The organism is Saccharothrix sabaoui (assembly GCF_051756985.1).
Classification (GTDB): domain Bacteria; phylum Actinomycetota; class Actinomycetes; order Mycobacteriales; family Pseudonocardiaceae; genus Actinosynnema.
On sequence record NZ_JBPKJK010000021.1, the window covers coordinates 64,917 to 80,304 of the forward strand.

16 protein-coding genes are annotated in these 15,388 nt (G+C 73.3%); 8 read left to right on the forward strand and 8 right to left on the reverse strand.

Annotation, left to right across the window (positions count from 1 at the left end):
• The first annotated feature begins 133 nt into the window (after positions 1-133).
• From ACR807_RS09280 to ACR807_RS09295, 4 genes are read left to right on the forward strand one after another with little or no spacing between them, the layout of a single operon-like run.
• Positions 134-673 carry an EF-hand domain-containing protein gene (locus ACR807_RS09280; protein ID WP_438920812.1) on the forward strand — a complete coding sequence of 180 codons (540 nt, stop codon included), beginning with the start codon at positions 134-136 and terminating at the stop codon, positions 671-673.
• Entirely contained in the window at positions 670-1,764 is a 1,095-nt protein-coding gene (locus tag ACR807_RS09285; protein WP_438920813.1) for an isocitrate/isopropylmalate family dehydrogenase, read from the forward strand. The genes ACR807_RS09280 and ACR807_RS09285 overlap by 4 nt, the downstream gene beginning before the upstream one ends.
• The gene (locus ACR807_RS09290) at positions 1,761-2,447 is read left to right on the forward strand and encodes a cysteine hydrolase family protein (protein WP_438920814.1); all 687 of its coding nucleotides are present in this window, start codon (positions 1,761-1,763) and stop codon (positions 2,445-2,447) included. The genes ACR807_RS09285 and ACR807_RS09290 overlap by 4 nt, the downstream gene beginning before the upstream one ends.
• Positions 2,423-3,271, forward strand: coding sequence for an SAM-dependent methyltransferase (locus tag ACR807_RS09295; RefSeq protein ID WP_438920815.1), 849 nt, complete (start codon positions 2,423-2,425; stop codon positions 3,269-3,271). Before ACR807_RS09290 ends, ACR807_RS09295 begins: the two co-directional genes overlap by 25 nt.
• 57 nt (positions 3,272-3,328) lie before the next feature.
• Here the strand turns inward: ACR807_RS09295 and ACR807_RS09300 are convergent, their stop codons facing one another.
• The 8 genes from ACR807_RS09300 to ACR807_RS09335 all read right to left on the reverse strand — a co-directional run bounded on the left by ACR807_RS09300 (position 3,329) and on the right by ACR807_RS09335 (position 10,583).
• Positions 3,329-4,051 carry an ABC transporter permease gene (locus ACR807_RS09300; RefSeq protein ID WP_438920816.1) on the reverse strand — a complete coding sequence of 241 codons (723 nt, stop codon included), beginning with the start codon at positions 4,049-4,051 and terminating at the stop codon, positions 3,329-3,331.
• Positions 4,048-4,959 (reverse strand): ABC transporter ATP-binding protein, encoded by a 912-nt coding sequence (locus ACR807_RS09305; protein WP_438920817.1) that lies wholly within the window; start codon positions 4,957-4,959, stop codon positions 4,048-4,050. The genes ACR807_RS09300 and ACR807_RS09305 overlap by 4 nt, the downstream gene beginning before the upstream one ends.
• Positions 4,956-5,816 (reverse strand): hypothetical protein, encoded by an 861-nt coding sequence (locus ACR807_RS09310; RefSeq protein WP_438920818.1) that lies wholly within the window; start codon positions 5,814-5,816, stop codon positions 4,956-4,958. The genes ACR807_RS09305 and ACR807_RS09310 overlap by 4 nt, the downstream gene beginning before the upstream one ends.
• Positions 5,809-6,738: an ABC transporter ATP-binding protein gene (locus tag ACR807_RS09315; RefSeq protein WP_438920819.1), complete on the reverse strand. Its 930-nt coding sequence runs from the start codon at positions 6,736-6,738 to the stop codon at positions 5,809-5,811. The genes ACR807_RS09310 and ACR807_RS09315 overlap by 8 nt, the downstream gene beginning before the upstream one ends.
• Positions 6,739-6,947: 209 nt before the next feature.
• On the reverse strand, positions 6,948-7,841 hold the full coding sequence (locus ACR807_RS09320; protein WP_438920820.1) for an MsnO8 family LLM class oxidoreductase: 894 nt from the start codon (positions 7,839-7,841) through the stop codon (positions 6,948-6,950).
• A gap of 5 nt (positions 7,842-7,846) precedes the next feature.
• Positions 7,847-8,338 carry a hypothetical protein gene (locus tag ACR807_RS09325; RefSeq protein ID WP_438920821.1) on the reverse strand — a complete coding sequence of 164 codons (492 nt, stop codon included), beginning with the start codon at positions 8,336-8,338 and terminating at the stop codon, positions 7,847-7,849.
• A complete protein-coding gene (locus ACR807_RS09330) occupies positions 8,335-9,138 on the reverse strand; it encodes an alpha/beta hydrolase (protein WP_438920822.1) in 804 nt (267 codons plus the stop codon). Before ACR807_RS09330 ends, ACR807_RS09325 begins: the two co-directional genes overlap by 4 nt.
• Positions 9,135-10,583 carry an MFS transporter gene (locus ACR807_RS09335; RefSeq protein ID WP_438920823.1) on the reverse strand — a complete coding sequence of 483 codons (1,449 nt, stop codon included), beginning with the start codon at positions 10,581-10,583 and terminating at the stop codon, positions 9,135-9,137. The genes ACR807_RS09330 and ACR807_RS09335 overlap by 4 nt, the downstream gene beginning before the upstream one ends.
• Positions 10,584-10,720: 137 nt before the next feature.
• On the opposite strand from ACR807_RS09335, the gene ACR807_RS09340 reads away from it, so the two are divergent.
• The 4 genes from ACR807_RS09340 to ACR807_RS09355 all read left to right on the forward strand — a co-directional run bounded on the left by ACR807_RS09340 (position 10,721) and on the right by ACR807_RS09355 (position 15,370).
• Positions 10,721-11,518 carry an SDR family NAD(P)-dependent oxidoreductase gene (locus tag ACR807_RS09340; RefSeq protein WP_438920824.1) on the forward strand — a complete coding sequence of 266 codons (798 nt, stop codon included), beginning with the start codon at positions 10,721-10,723 and terminating at the stop codon, positions 11,516-11,518.
• A 112-nt stretch (positions 11,519-11,630) separates the two neighbouring features.
• The gene (locus ACR807_RS09345; protein ID WP_438920825.1) at positions 11,631-12,821 is read left to right on the forward strand and encodes an MFS transporter; all 1,191 of its coding nucleotides are present in this window, start codon (positions 11,631-11,633) and stop codon (positions 12,819-12,821) included.
• A gap of 255 nt (positions 12,822-13,076) precedes the next feature.
• Complete coding sequence (locus tag ACR807_RS09350; RefSeq protein ID WP_438920826.1) at positions 13,077-14,675, forward strand: FAD-binding oxidoreductase; 1,599 nt, start codon at positions 13,077-13,079, stop codon at positions 14,673-14,675.
• On the forward strand, positions 14,672-15,370 hold the full coding sequence (locus ACR807_RS09355; RefSeq protein ID WP_438920827.1) for a hypothetical protein: 699 nt from the start codon (positions 14,672-14,674) through the stop codon (positions 15,368-15,370). The genes ACR807_RS09350 and ACR807_RS09355 overlap by 4 nt, the downstream gene beginning before the upstream one ends.
• The last annotated feature ends 18 nt before the right edge of the window (positions 15,371-15,388 follow it).

Consider the following 15,388-nt stretch of genomic DNA (forward strand, 5'->3'; position numbering starts at 1 on the left):
CTTTTCGGTGAAAAAAGGAATACTCCAACCCGCCGGGCACGACCTCCGACATCATGGAACCCGGCACCGGACACGGCGGACCACGGGAAACCCATCCGGTGGCGCGTCGTCGTCATCGATGGGAGAAGTGCAAGTGAACCGTTCTCAGGCGGCGTTGAGCCGAGTCGACCTCGTATTCGCGTTGTTCGACGCCAACGGCTCCGGCCAGATCGACGCTGACGACTTCGAGGTCATGGCGCGCCGGGTGGTCGACGCGGCGCCGCAGTCCGACGCGGCGGCGAAGGAGGCGATGGCCGCGGCGTTCCACCGCTACTGGAAGACCCTGGTCGAGGAGCTGGACGACGACCGCGACGACAGCATCACCCGGGAGGAGTTCGAGGACGTCGTGCTGTCCCCCGAGCGGTTCGAGCCCACGATCGACGAGTTCGCCCGCTCGCTGGCCCGGTTGGGCGACCCGGACGGCGACGGTCTGATCGAGCGCCGGGTGTTCACCGCGCTGATGACCGCCATCGGGTTCGAGCAGCAGAACATCGACGCGCTCTTCGACGCCCTGGAGCCCGACCGGGACGACCGGATCTCCGTGTCGAGCTGGGTGGAGAGCATCAAGGAGTTCTACCGACCGGACGCGGCCGGCATCCCCGGCGACCGGTTGGCGTCGAGCGTCGCCGGATGACGGCAGGCGTCGGACTCGCCGTGGGCCGGGGCACGGGCCCCGAACTCGCGGCCGTCTTCGAACGGGTGGCGGACCGGCTCGGCCGACTGCACGGCGTCGAGCCGACCATCACCCGCTCACCCCGGCTCTACCACTCCTACCACTCGTTGCGCGCCGAAGCCGGCGGGATCGCGGACGTGCGCCGGCTCACCGAGGACGACGCCGAGCACTACGAGCGGTTCTGCCGGGCCCAGGCCCGCAGGGGCGTCACCGCGGTGTTCCGCACGGCCGTCAACGCGCAGTCGCTGTACCTGGTGAGGCAGCGCCTGCGGGCGGTGAAGGTCGACGTCATCTCGGCACCGGGCTCCCCGCCCGACGCGGCGCTGCTGCTCGTCCGGGACCAGGCCCAGGGCTTCTACACCGGTGAGAACCGGCACGCGCCGGGCGTGGTCACCCGCACGATGCGGTTCAGCCAGGACGTCACCGACGAGGTGATCGCCCACGCCCTGGCGCGTGGCTGGCGGCAGTGGCCGGACGGCGGCCCCGACCGGGTCGTCATGGCCTACAAGTTCCACCTGCTCGACGGCGCCCTCGACGACTGGGTGCGCGCCGCGGCCGAGCGCCACCAAGTCCGGATCGAGCTGAGCCAACCCGACACGGTGAACAGGAACCTGATCCAGCACGGGTTGCCGAGGCGGACGGTCCTCGTCGCCGGCAACGAGTGGGGCGACATCATGCACGTGGTCCTGCTGGACCGCTACGGCGAGGACAAGCAGGAGAACCGCTGCACCGAGAACGCCTACCTGCACCCGGACCTGGCCGGGCTGGTGGAGTACCAGACCGTGCACGGCTCCGCCGACGACCTGACCGGTCGCGACACGGTCAACCCGGTGGCCACCGTGCGGGCGGCGGCGGCCGTCGTCGAACGGCACTGCGGCGGCACGGGCGCGATCGAGTCGGTGGAACGCGCGCTCGCCGCCGTGACCGCCCGCGGCGTGCGCACCCCCGACCTCGGCGGGCGGCACTCCACCACCGCCGTCGTCGACGCGCTGCTCACCGAGCTGTCCCACCGGTACGGCGGGCGGTCGATGAGGCTGGAGGCGGGTTCGTGACCCGGACGGCGTTGGTCGTCGTGGACCTGCAGAACGACTTCTGCACCGGACCGGCCGCGACGGCCCGGTACCGCCGGGACCCCGCACGCCTGGACGCGGTGACGACCAACGCCGCGCGGGCGGTCGAGCTGGCGCGCGCCCGCGGCACCGAGGTGGTGTTCGTCCGCTTCGTCGGCGACGTCGGGCACCAGGGCCCGAGCTGGCGGCGGCGCAACGAACGCGACCACCGGGCGCCGACCTGCCTCGAAGGCACCCGGGGCGCGGAGTTCCACAAGGTCGCGCCGGCGCCGGGAGAGCTCGTGGTCACCAAGCACGCGTGCTTCGACGCGTTCCTGGCCACCGGCTTCGAGGAACACCTGCTGCGGCGCGGCATCGAGCACCTGGTGTTCGCCGGGGTGTACGCGGACGTGTGCGTGGACTCGACCGCCCGCACCGCCTTCCAGAAGGGCTGGCACATCACGCTCCTGGTCGACTGCACCACCAGCCTGCTGCACCGCGACGAGGACACCGTGCGGTTCATGGTCGACCTGTACGGGGCCCGCGCCACCACCCACGACCGCCCCGACACGTGGTGCGACCCCCCCACCGGGAGCGAGGAGTCCACCGGGAGCGAGGAGTCCGCCGGGAGCGAGGAGTCCGCCGGGAGCGAGGACGAACGGTGCTCGGTGACGGCGTCGCGCTGACCGCGCTGATGGTCGCGGCGGCCCGCGCGATCGAAACCCACCGCCCGGACTCCCTCGCCGGCGACGCCTACGCCGAGCACTTCGTCCGAGCCGCACCCGCGTCCGCGGACTGGCCCGCGCACCCGCGCGACGTCCCGGGCGGCGACGCGAACCCGCTGTGGGGCAGGCTCGCCCGCTACTTCGGGCTGCGCACCAGGGTGCTGGACGACGTCGTGCTCGCCGCGGGCAACCGCCAGGCCGTGCTGCTCGGCGCCGGCCTGGACACCAGGGCCTTCCGCCTCGACTGGCCACCCGGCTCCGTCGTCTTCGAACTCGACCGGGCCCCGGTGCTGGCCTTCAAGCAGCAGGTCCTCGACGGCCTCGGCGCGCGCCCGCGCGTCACCCGCCACCCGGTGACCGCCGACCTCCGCGACGACTGGGCGCGGCTCCTGCCCGGCTTCCGGCCGGAGGAGCCCACGACCTGGCTGGCCGAGGGCCTGCTGCTGTACCTGCCCGGCGACGCCGAACGCCTGCTGATCGACACCGTGGACCGCCTGTCCGCGCCCGGCAGCACCCTGGCCTACGAGGTCAAGCTGGTCCGGGAGCACCCCGCGGTGCGCGACAACCCCGTCTACACCTCGACCAAGGCCCAGACCGGCATCGACCTGCTCGCCCTGTTCAGCGACGAACCGCGACCCGACTCGGCGGCCACCCTGACCGCGCGCGGCTGGACGACCCGGGTCCGCACCCCGTTCGACTTCACCCACCGGCACGGCCGCGGACCACTCCCCGAACCCCACGACGCGCTGGCGGCCAACCGCTGGGTCACCGCCACGAAGACCTGACCCGACGCGCCCGTCCCGCGGACCCGCCGGGTCACCCGCGCCGGTCCGCCCCGCCCGTCAGTTCGCCCCGCCCGTCAGCGCGAACGACCGCAGCTTCCAGGTGGCGCCGACCGTGCCCGCCACGGCGAACACCGACGCCATGACCAGCGCGGTGGGCACCGACAGGGTCGAGGCGATCAGCGGGGTGTCGCCGATCGCGTCCGCGATGGCCGTCGCGTGCTGGCGGACGCTGAACACGCGGGCGCCGTCGACGAACGACACCAGCAGGTTCTCCCACAGCACGATGTAGACGAGGCCGACCGCGACCGGGCGCTTGGTCGCCACGCTCAGGGCCAGGAACAGGGCGCTGTAGGCCAAGGCGCCGAGGGCCGCGCCGGCGACCAGGCCGATCGCCAGCGCGCCGGAGCCCGCGATGACGGCCGCGACGGCCAGCGGCAGGGCGGTGGCCGCGGTGGTCACCAGCCAGGCCACCAGGAGCTTGGACAGGATGATCTCCGAGCGCGGCAGCGGCTTGGTGATCAGGTGGGTGATGGTGCCGTCGTCGATCTCCAGGCCGAGCACGCTGCTGCCGACGATCAGCGCGGTCAGCGGCAGGATGACCGCGAGGCCGAGGTTGGAGAAGACCAGCGGGCCCCAGTCGGACGGGGTCGCGTACTCGTCCTCCTCGGTGACGCTCAGCAGGGTGAGCCCGATCAGGATGATCGGCATGGGGAGCAGCAGGAGCACGCGCCTGCGGCCGAGGAGGGCCCGCACCGTGAGCCGGGTGATCGTCGGGTTCATGTGGTCACCAGGTAGGAGAAGACCTTCTCGAGGGACTCGTCCGAAGGCAGGATCGTGGTCAGCCGGATGTCCCGCTCCCGGGCGAGCTTGGCCAGGGCGCGGGTGAAGGTGCCGTAGTCGCTGGTGTGCACCTGGAGACCCGCCTCGGCGATGCTCACCCCGGAGACCGACGGCTCGGCCATCAGCGCCGTCGCGAGGAGGCGGTCGTCGGAGGAGGCGATGGTGAACACGTGCGGCCGGGTGGTCATCAACCGCCGGATGTGCCGGTAGTCGCCGGAGGCGGCGAGCCTGCCCGCCACGATCACCTGCACGGTGCCGGAGAGCTGCTCGACCTCCTCCAGGATGTGGGAGCTGAACACGATGGTCCGCCCCTGCCCGGCCATGCCGTCGAGCAGTTCCATCATGTGCATCCGCTGCCGGGGGTCCATGCCGTTGAACGGTTCGTCCAGCAGCAGCACGTCCGGGTCGTGCACGAGCGCCGCGGCGACCCGGCTCCGCTGACGCATCCCCTTGGAGTAGGTGGAGATCGGGCGGTCCTGCGCGTCGCGCAGGTCCACCACGTCCAGCGCGGCGCGGGCGGCGGCCCGGGGGTCGGGGAGCTTGTGCAGCCTGGCGCTGGCCAGGACGAACTCCCACGCGGTGAGGAACCCCGGCACGCTCTCGCGCTCGGTCACCAGGCCGAGCTCGCGGTACACGCCGGGGTTGGCCCACGCGGGCTCACCGCCGATCGTGACCTCGCCCTGCGACGGGGCCAGCAGGCCCGCCATCAGGTGCAGCACGGTGGTCTTGCCCGCGCCGTTGGGGCCGAGCAGGCCGGTCAGGCCGGGGCCGATCGACAACGTCACGTCGTTGACCGCGACCACGTTGCCGTACCAGCGGGAGACGCCCGCGAGTTCCACCGTGTTCACGACTTCACCCCCTTGTACCGCCACACCGCGGCCGTCGTGCCGAGCGCGGTGAGCGCGAGCGCGACCAGGCCGTACACCGGTCCGAACGAGCCGATCGGGACGAGGCTGACGTCCGCCCCGAACAGCCACTGGTCCACGCCGTTGAGCAGGCTGTTCGGGTCGAGCAGCCCGGCGAGCCGGCCGATCGTCCCGGGGTCCAGCTCGCGCAGGACGGCCGAGATCGGGGCGGTGAGCAGGAAGACGCCGATGATCATGCCGGTGGCGAACACCCGGCGCCCCGACAGCGACGCGATCGGCAGTCCCAGTGCCGCCAGCAGCGCGGCGTGGACGGCCGCGGCGAGCAGGCCGACGAGCAGCCCGCCGAACTCCTCCAGCACGCCGGGGACGCCGTCGTCGGTGCCGAAGGCCATGCCGATGAACATGACCAGCATGGGCGCCGCGAACAGCAGGAACGTCGCGGTGGCCAGCGCGGCGACCTTGGTCAGCGCGTAGCTCGCCCGGCTCAGCGGACGGGACAGGTACAGCTGCACCAGGTTCGTGCGCAGGTCCACCGACACCAGTTCCGGCGCGACCACGGCGACGAACACCGCCGCGGCGAAGGTGAAGGTGGAGGCGATGCCGACGTGGTCGAGCACCGGTTCGGGCAGTTGGCTGTTGATGATCACGATGATCAGCGAGGCGAGGCAGGCCAGGCCGACCAGCCCGATCGGCAGCACCTTCGCCCACGGGCTGCGGCCGAGGCCGTAGGCGCTGCGGACGCTGTGGACGTACAGCGCGCGGGCCGAGTGGCCGGGGCCGAGCCTCGGGCCGGTGTAGCGCTGGTAGCCGATGTCGTGGATGACGCCGGACTCAGACACGGGACACCTCCCGCGCGGGGCGGTCGCGGAACAGGTCGGCGACCTGGTGCCGCTGGCGTTCGAGCCGGTGCAGGCTGAGGTCGAGGTCCGCGACGGCGTCCCGGATGAGGTCGTACACCGCGCCGTCGTCCTGCCCGAGGCGGACGGTCAGCACGCGGTTCTCGCGGCGCACGTCCACGCCCCCGGCGGTGAGCGCGGCGGCCAGCCGCTCGGCGCCCTCGTCGACCTCGACGACGAGCAGGTCGTTGTGCTCGGTCATCGACGACAGCGTCGCCGAGCGCAGGAGGGTGCCCGCGTCGATGGCGACCAACGACGTGCAGATCCGCTCGATCTCGCCGAGCAGGTGGGAGCAGACCACCACCGAGATGCCGAACTCGGTGCCGATGCGGTGCACCAGGTCGAGCATCGCCCGCCTGCCCGCCGGGTCGAGCCCGTTGGTGGGTTCGTCGAGGAGCAGCAGCTCGGGGTCGTGGACCAGCGCCTGCGCGAGCTTGACCCGCTGCTTCATGCCGGTGGAGTACCCGCCGATCCGGCGGTAGCGCTCCTCGTAGAGCCCGACGTGCCGCAGCGTCTCCGAGGCCCGCTCCCGCGCCGCCGCGGCGGGCAGGCCGCTGATCCGCGCCATGTGCGTGACGAACTCCGCGGCGATCATGTCGGGCGGCAGGCAGTCGTGCTCGGGCATGTAGCCGACCTTCGCCCGGACCCGCTCCCCGTCCGCGACCGGGTCGAGGCCGAGCACGCGGATCCGCCCGCTGGTCGGCGTGAGCAGCCCCAGCGCGAGCTTGATCAGCGTGGTCTTCCCCGCGCCGTTGACCCCGACCAAGCCGACGACACCCGCTTCGACGTCCAGCGTCAGGTCCGCCAGGGCGGTCACCCCGCCGTCGTAGCGCATTCCCAGCGCGGTGGTCTCGATGAGTGGCACACGAGGACCCTAGGCCGCCCGTCCAGTCGCCACATCGGGCTGCCCCCTGAGCCCGACGGCCCCCGACCCCTAAGGGTGGTCGGCGCGGTGCGGTCGACGCGCCGTCGGTCGTGCCCGGGTTCACGCCGGGGCGGCGTCCGCGCTCGGGTCCGGACAGGGCTCGAAGGCGGGTGCCTGGGGGACACCCGCCTTCGAGCGGCACCCCGCGGTCAGCCGGTGGCGACGACGGGGAGGTCGGCCACGACCTCGGCGAGCAGCCGGTAGGACCGCAGGCGGTCGGCCGGGTCGTGGGTCGGGGTGTTCACCACCAGCTCGTCCACCCCGTGCTCGTCCGCCAGCTCGACCAGGCTGCCGCGGACCTGCTCGGGGGTGCCGCTGACCAGGGCGTGCGCGTTGTGGGCGGCACGGTCCTGTTCCAGGTCCGACCACGCGTGCGCGGCGACCCGGTCGGGGTCGGGCATCGGCTCGTCGTGGCCGAGGTCGCGGCGGGCGCGCCACAGCAGCAGTGCCAGGGACAGCCGCCTCGCCTCCGCCTCGGTGTCGGCGACCAGCACCCGCACGGCGACCGCGCCGCGGGGACGGGCGGCGGCGCGGTAGCGGGTCATCGCCCCCACGCCGGGTCCCGGGTTGAGGAAGTGGGCGAAGCAGTAGGCGGTGCCCAGCTCGGCGGCCGTCGCCGCCGACCCGGTACTGGCGCCGAGCAGCCACAGCGGCGGGCCGTCGGGCAGCCGCGCCAGCAGCTCCACGAGCTTCCGCGGGAAGTCGGCGGCGGGACCACCGGCCCGCCCGACGCCCAGGTCCACGCGGCCGGGGTGCAGGGCGGACAGGACCGAGAACACCTCGGCGACCTTCGCCGGCTGGTACCGGGGCAGCAGCACGCCCCCGCTGCCGACGCGCATCGACGACGTCGCCGCCAGCACCCCGCCCATCGCGATCTCCGGCGCGGTGCCGGCGAACGCCGCCGACCCGTGGTGCTCCGCGACCCAGAACCGGTGGTAGCCCAGGGGTTCGACGGCGCGCGCCAGGTCGACGGTGGCCCGCAGCGCCTCGGCGCGGGTGCCGCCCTCGGGCACGGGGGACTGGTCGAGGACCGACAGCAGCACGGGCGCTACCTCCCCGCCGTGGTCGCCGGCACGATCCGGTAGTCCGCCTGGAACACCAGGTTGTGCAGGTCGGCCGACGCGATGGCGCGCAGGGTCGGCGCCTCGGCCTCGGCCTGGTCGGCGTCGAACACGTTGAGCGGCCACTCGCCGACCGTGCCGCCGCTGAGGTGCGGGTGGTGGAACCCGCTGCCGTAGTGGGCGCGCAGCACGACCGGCGCCACGCCCGAGGCGACCTGCTCGGCCCACGACAGCGTCCACAGGGCGTGGACGCCGCCGCCGGAGGAGTCGATCAGGCCGGTGCCGGACACGGTGCCGGTGTCCAGCAGCAGCTCCGCGTTCAGCTCGCCCAGGACGCGGCGCGCGACCGGGTCGAGCAGGTCCACCGCGGCGGCGAACAGCCTTTCCTTCTCCTGCCTGGTCACCGCGCCGCCGCCGTGGTCGCCGTCGCGCAGGTCCGCGAAGTGCCGCAGCAGGGCGTGGTGGTGAACGGTCGTCACGGGAGCTCCTCGGTCGGGGCGGCGCCGGTGCGGGCACCGCTCGAAGCGATGTCGTGCGTCGCGATGTCGCGCAGGGCCTGCCCGAGCGCCGCGCGCAGGCGGCTGTCGCCGGAGCGCAGGAACTCCCCGTGCCCCATCTGCGTGAACTCGTGCAGCCGGGTGGGGACGTCCGCCTCGGTGAGCCTGGCCGCGTACTCCAGCACGTCGTCGGCGACGGGGTCCCCGTCGCCGACGAGCAGGACCGAGAACGGCAACCCGGTGAGGTCGTCGCTGTGCCAGGGGGTCGCGGGCGGGTCGAGCAGCGGGGTCGGGCCCAGGTAGGCCCGCCAGGAGGAGCGCAGGTCGGTGCGGTTGGGGAAGTCGTCGCGCCGGTACGAGGACGCGCCGCACTCGGGGTCCAGTGGCGGGTAGGCCAGCAGCTGCGCGACCGGCGCGTGGGCCAGGCCGCGCAGGGCGAGGGCCACGCTGGCGGCGATCGTCCCGCCCGCGCTGTCCCCGCCGACGGCGACCGGTCCGCCGATCCGCTCCGACGCCCAGCGCACCACCGCGGCCACGTCGGACAGCGGGGCCGGGTGGGGGTGGGCGGGGGCGACGCGGTAGCCGACGCTGACCACGTTCCACCCGCCGAGCGCGGCCACGTCGGCGCACGGCTCGTGCCACCCGGCCACCGAGCCGCCGGTCCAGCTGCCGCCGTGCGCCCAGACCAGGGTGCCCCGCCCGCCCTCGGAGGGACGGAACACCCGGACCGGCCTGCCCGCGGCGATCGTGTCGCCCCACGCCACCGCGGCGCCTGGGGTCACGAGACCTCCTCGGTCGCGCGGGCCGGCAGGAACGCCGCGATCAGCACGGCCGCCAGCACGCACAGGGCGGCGTTGACCCAGATGGCGGTGACGACACCGCTGAGCACCGACGACGCGGTCTCCCCGCCGAGGGCGTTGACGCGGGCCGCGGCGATGGCGCTCATGATCGGGATGCCCATCGCGATGCCGACCTGCTGGCTCATCGTGGCCAGGCCGGTCGCGAGGCCCTGCTCGGCGTCGGGCAGCCCGGAGGTGGCCGTCACCATGAAGCCGACGATCGCGATCAGGTTGGCGACACCGCCGGTGAAGGTGAGGACCAGCAGCAGCGGCATCCAGCCGGACGTCGGTCCGAGCAGGACCAGGGGCAGCGTCGAGGCGGCCTGGAAGGCGAACCCGGCGATGATGGTGTTCCTGGACCCGAGCCTGCCGATGACCCTGGGCGCGACCACGCCGCCGATCACGGTGCCGATGCCGAGCACGGCGAACGACAGGCCGGCCGCCAGCGGCGTGAAGCCCAGGACCTTCTGCAGGTACAGGGTCAGCAGGAACACCAGCGACGTCTCGGTGATGAACGCCAGCAGGCCCGCGACGTTGCCCCAGCCGACGTTGCGGCGGCCGAGGATCGCGACCGGCACCAGCGGCTGCGCGACGCGCTTCTCCACCGCCCAGAACGCCACCAGCAGCAGGGCGCCCACCACGAGCGAGCCCAGCGCGACCGGGTTGGTCCAGCCGTGCTCGCCGGCCTGCGTCAACCCGAAGACGATCGCCAGCAGGCCGAGGGTGACGGTGAGGGCGCCCGGCAGGTCCAGGCGGACGCGCCCGGAGGGGCGGCTCTCGCTCACCACCATCGGCGCGACGACCAGCACCAGCACCGCGACCGGCACGTTGATCAGGAACGCCCAGCGCCAGCTGAGCAGGTCGGTGAGCAGGCCGCCGAGGATGGCGCCGGTGGTGAACCCGGCCGCCATCAGCGCGCCGTTGAGGCCCAGCGCGCGGTCGCGCAGCTTGCCCTCGGGGAACGAGGTGGTCAGCAGGGACAGCGCGGCCGGGGTGACGGCGGCGGTCGCGAGGCCCTGGGCGACGCGGGCGACCAGCAGCAGCGTCGGGTCCTGGGCGAGGCCGCCCGCCAGGGACGCGACCCCGAGCAGGGCCATGCCGCCCAGGAACAGCCGCCGCCGCCCGAAGAGGTCGGCGACGCGCCCGAACAGCAGGGTGAAGCCCGCCGCGCACAGCGCGAACGACGTGGCGACCCACTGGAGGTTCTCCAGCGAGAAGCCGACCTCGGCGCCGATCGCGGGCAGCGCCACGTTGAGGATGGAGAAGTCCACCGCCAGCGTGAAGCTCGCGGTGAGCAGGAGGACCAGGACGAGCCGCTGGCGACCGCCCATCCGCTCGGGCGGCGACGCCCCGATCACCGTGCTCTCGGTGTTCTCGACCGTTGACATCGCGGTTCCCTTCGTGCGTGGTGTTGTGGGGACCCACGATGTCGGCGCGCACGGGCACCAACCAGGACCCTGGCGAGCCGACCACTGGCGTGGGTAGCACTGCTGGGGACAGGCGGAGCCGGCGGTCGCCGGCGACCATGGGCAGGTCAACTCCCGAACTGGAGGACCTGGGGATGGACCTGCGCCTTGCTGGAAAGGTGTTCCTGGTTACCGGCGCGTCGGCGGGCATCGGGGAGGCGACCGTGCGGGTCCTCGACGCGGAGGGCGCGATCGCGGTGGGCCTGTCGCGCAAGCCCGTGCGCGACGGCGACATCGCGGCGGACGTCACCGACCCGGCCGCGGCGACCGCGGCGGTGGCCGAGGTGCTGGCCCGGCACGGGCGGTTGGACGGCCTGGTCAACAACGCGGGCGGGGTGGAGCCCCGGACGGGGTTCCTGGACGTCGCCGACGACGACTGGGCGTGGACGTTCGAGCTGAACCTGCACTCGCTGGTGCGGTTCAGCCGGGCGGCGCTGCCGGCGCTGGTCGAGCACGGCGGCGCGCTGGTGCACGTGGCCAGCGAGGCGGCCCGGTTCCCCGAGCACCCGATGGTCGACTACGCCGCGGCCAAGACCGCCGTGCTGTCGGTGTCGAAGTCGCTGGCCTCCGAGTTCGGCCGGCGCGGCGTGCGGTCGAACGTGGTCTCGCCCGGCCCCACGAGGACGTGGCTGTGGGACCGCCCCGGCGGCTTCGCGGAGAAGCTGGGGGAGCGGTTCGGGCTGCCCGTGGAGGAGGCCGTCGAGCACTTCGTGCGCGACGTGCGCGGCCTGCCCACGGGACGCGTCGGCGACGCCGACGAGGTCGCCGGGGTGATCGCCTACCTGCTGTCCCCGCTGGCCCGCCAGGTGACCGGCGCGGAGTGGACGATCGACGGCGGCGCGCTGCGCCAGGTCTGACCACCCCGGCGGGGCCCGTCCCCGCCGTCGTCCCCGGCGGGAGGGTTCCCGCCGGTACCTCCGGCGGCCCAGTCGACCGCCGTCCCGAGCCGCACACCCTGGGGGATCGGCCATGTCCGCAGCTCTTCTCGCGCTCGCCGCGGGCGCGTTCGGCATAGGCACCACGGAGTTCGTGATCGTCGGCCTGCTGCCGGAGGTCGCCCTCGACCTGGGGGTGTCGATCCCGGCGGCCGGCCTGCTGGTCTCCGGCTACGCGCTGAGCGTCGTGGTCGGCGCGCCGCTGATGACCGCGCTGGGGTCGCGCCTGCCGCGCAAGACCGTGCTGCTGGCGCTGATGGGCGTGTTCGTCCTGGGCAACGCGCTGTGCGCGGTGGCCGAGGACTACGCCATGTTGATGGTGGGGCGCGCGGTGGCGGCGCTGTGCCACGGCGCGTTCTTCGGCATCGGCTCGGTGGTGGCCGCCTCGCTGGTCCGGCCGGACCGGCAGGCGGGGGCCATCGCGCTGATGTTCTCCGGTCTCACGCTGGCCAACGTGCTGGGCGTGCCGCTGGGCGCGTTCATCGGCCAGGCGCACGGCTGGCGCTCGACGTTCTGGGCCGTGACCGCGCTCGGCGTGGTGGGCCTGGTCGGCGTCGCGGCGCTGGTGCCGCGGCAACCGCGGCCGACCGCGGGCCTGCGCGGCGAGCTGGCCGTGTTCACCCGGCCGCTGGTGTGGTTGTCCCTGCTGACGACGACGCTGGGGTTCGCGGGCGTCTTCGCGTCGTTCACCTACCTCGCGCCCATGATGACCGGTCTGGCCGGTTTTTCCCCCGGTGCGGTGGCGTGGTTGCTGGTGCTGTTCGGCGCCGGGCTGTGCGTGGGCAACTTCGTGGGCGGCAAGGCAGCCGACCGGGCGCTGATGCCCACCACCTACGTCGTGCTGGGGCTGCTCGCCCTGGTGCTCACGGCCTTCTTCTTCGCCACCTCGTCACCCGTGCCCGCCGCGGTGGCGGTGTTCCTGCTGGGCGTCACGGGGTTCGCCACCGTCCCCGCGTTGCAGATGCGCGTGATGCGCACCGCCGAAGGCGCGCCGGCGCTGGCGTCGGCGGCGAACATCGCCGCGTTCAACCTGGGCAACGCGCTGGGCGCGTGGCTGAGCGGGGTGGCGATCGACGCGGGCGGCGGGTACGCGATACCGAATTTGATCGGGGCGGCCCTGGTCGTCGCGGGATTGGGCGCGGCGGTGCTTTCCGGGGCCGTTGACCGGAAGCGCTTGGGACAACAGGGCGCGTCCGCCGGGTCCGGTCAGCCGATATCCGCTTGAGCCCGTTCTGCAACGCTTTGCACTCGCAGCCGGGGGACACCTTGTTGCCTCCTTGCGAAACACGAGCTTTACCTGTTAGTTGTTGACGAACCGACGCAATGCCCCGAAGAATCGTTTACGCGATTGTCCGGTACCACGTGCCGGTTCATGACATCCCGTCATATCTTGAGAAATGAGTCATCGATGCTGGGGAACTCGAACACATCACGCCGCTCGTTGTTAGTGGGGGCTGCCGCCGCCCTCGGAGCAGGGGCCGTGGCAGCCGTACCCGGCACCTCGGCCGCGACCCCGGCCGAGGAGGCCGCGTCGCGAGCCGCCGGGCCCACGATCCGCGCCGACGACCCGCGCTACGCCGAACTGCGCACGGGCAACAACCAGCGCTACGTGGCCGAGCCCGACTACGTGCGCCTGATCACCTCCCCCCAGGACGCCGAACGCGCCGTGCGCGACGCCGTGGCCGCGGGCAAGCGGGTGTCCCTGCGCGGTGGCGGCCACTGCTTCGCCGACTACGTCTGCCACTCCGAGACCGAGGCCATCCTCGACGTCTCGCCCATGACCGGCATCGCGTACGACGCCGAGCGCCGCGCGTTCGTCGTCGAGGCGGGCGCGCGCCTGGTGAACGTCTACGAGGCGCTGTTCAAGAACTGGAACGTCACCGTCCCCGGCGGGATCTGCTACGGCGTCGGCGTCGCCGGCCACGTCTCGGGCGGCGGCTTCGGCCTGCTCTCCCGCGCACACGGCCTCACCGTGGACCACCTGTACGCCGTCGAGGTCGTCGTGGTCGACCGCCACCGCCGGGTCCGCCGCGTCATCGCCAGCCGCGAGGCCGACGACCCCAACCGCGACCTGTGGTGGGCGCACACCGGCGGGGGCGGCGGCAGCTTCGGCCTGATCACCCGCTACTGGTTCCGCTCGCCCGACGCGCACGGGACGAAGCCGGAGGACCAGCTCGTCAGCCCGCCGTCGACGGTGCTGGTCAGCGCCATCGAGTTCCCGTGGGACGAGATGGACCGCACGTCGTTCGCCCGGCTGATCTCCAACTTCGACTCCTGGCACCTGGCCAACTCGGCCCCGGACTCGCCGTTCGTCCACCTGAGCAGCCTGTTCAACGTCAGCGCCAAGGCGCACGGCGGGCTGGGGATGTTCACGCAGGTCGACGCCACCGTGCCGGGCGCGCGGCAGCTGCTGTCGGACTACCTGGCCGCGATCACCGCCGGCGTGGGGGTGACGCCGCGCTCGGCGAACCGGGCGATCGGCGAGATCGGGCCGCTGCCCGGGTACGAGGCGCCGCGCGAGCTGCCGTGGCTCCAGGCCACCCGCCTGGTCGGCACCAACAACCCGACCATCACCAACCCGACCTCGCGCGGGGCGCACAAGTCGGCGTACATGCTCGCCGCGTTCACGCCCGAGCAGATCACCACGCTCTACGACTACATGACCCGCCCGGATTTCACGAACCCGGACACGATGCTGGTGCTGTTCTCCTCCGGCGGCCGGGTGAACGCCGTGGCCCCCGACGCCACCGCCACCGCCCAGCGGAACTCCACCTACAAGATGTGCTTCCAGACGTTCTGGGAACGGCCCGAGGACGACGATTTCTACCTGGGCTGGCTGCGGGGCCTCTATTCCGATTTCTTCGCGGAGACCGGCGGCGTGCCGGTGCCCGGCGAGCGGACGGACGGCTGTTACGTCAACTACGCGGACAACGACATGGCGGACCCGGCGCACAACCGCTCGGGCGTGTCGTGGGAACAGCTCTACTTCAAGGAGAACTTCCCGCGACTGCGTGAGGTCAAGCGCCGTTACGACCCCACGGACTACTTCCGCCACTCGATGTCGATCTCGCCGGCGTGATCGCGGTCCAGGGCCCGGCCGGCGTCGCGTCCACGACCGCCGGGCCGTACCACGAGGACGGCACGCCCCTCACCTTCGCCAACCGGATCGCGCTGGCCGAGCAGATGCTCCGCTCCTGCCCGGAGTCGTCGGACCGCGGCGTGGCCGCGACGACGGGGCTGTCCGCCGGCACGGTGGCGGCGATCCGGGTCCGCACGGGGACACCCGCCGCGGCCCGGATCGGCAGGGACGGCCGGGTGCGGCCGGTGAGCTGCGCGGACGGCCGCAAGGCGGCGGCCCGCTACCTGACCCGCTACCCGAAGGCGACGCTGCGCGAGGTGGCGCGGGCCGCCGGGATCTCCGTCGGCACGGCGCGCGACGTGCGGACGAGGCTGCGCCGCGGTGAGGAGATCGTGCCGTCGCGGGGCCGCACCGACCGCGGTCCCGTGCGGGCGGTGCGGACCACCCCGGCCTCGGACAGCCGCGCGGCGCTCGCCCTCCTGCGCCACGACCCGTCCCTGCGCGGGGCGCAGGACGGCAGGCTGCTGCTGCGGCTGCTGGACGCCCACGCCGCCGTGGGCGACTGGCGGCGCCTGGCCGAGACGCTGCCCGCGCACTGCGTGGACCTCGTGGTCGACCTGGCCGCGGAGTGCGCGGGCGGGTGGGTGAAGCTCGCCACGCAGCTCGACCACCGGCGGCGCGCGGTCGGCGCCTGACACGGTCGGTGCCCGACA

Bases quoted from the DNA above. Each gene is read 5' to 3' on its own strand.
- ACR807_RS09285 (WP_438920813.1), top strand. From the start codon at position 670: ATGACGGCAGGCGTCGGACTCGCCGTGGGCCGGGGCACGGGCCCCGAA.
- ACR807_RS09300 (WP_438920816.1), bottom strand. From the start codon at position 4,051: ATGAACCCGACGATCACCCGGCTCACGGTGCGGGCCCTCCTCGGCCGC.
- ACR807_RS09335 (WP_438920823.1), bottom strand. From the start codon at position 10,583: ATGTCAACGGTCGAGAACACCGAGAGCACGGTGATCGGGGCGTCGCCG.
- ACR807_RS09340 (WP_438920824.1), top strand. From the start codon at position 10,721: ATGGGCAGGTCAACTCCCGAACTGGAGGACCTGGGGATGGACCTGCGC.
- ACR807_RS09345 (WP_438920825.1), top strand. From the start codon at position 11,631: ATGTCCGCAGCTCTTCTCGCGCTCGCCGCGGGCGCGTTCGGCATAGGC.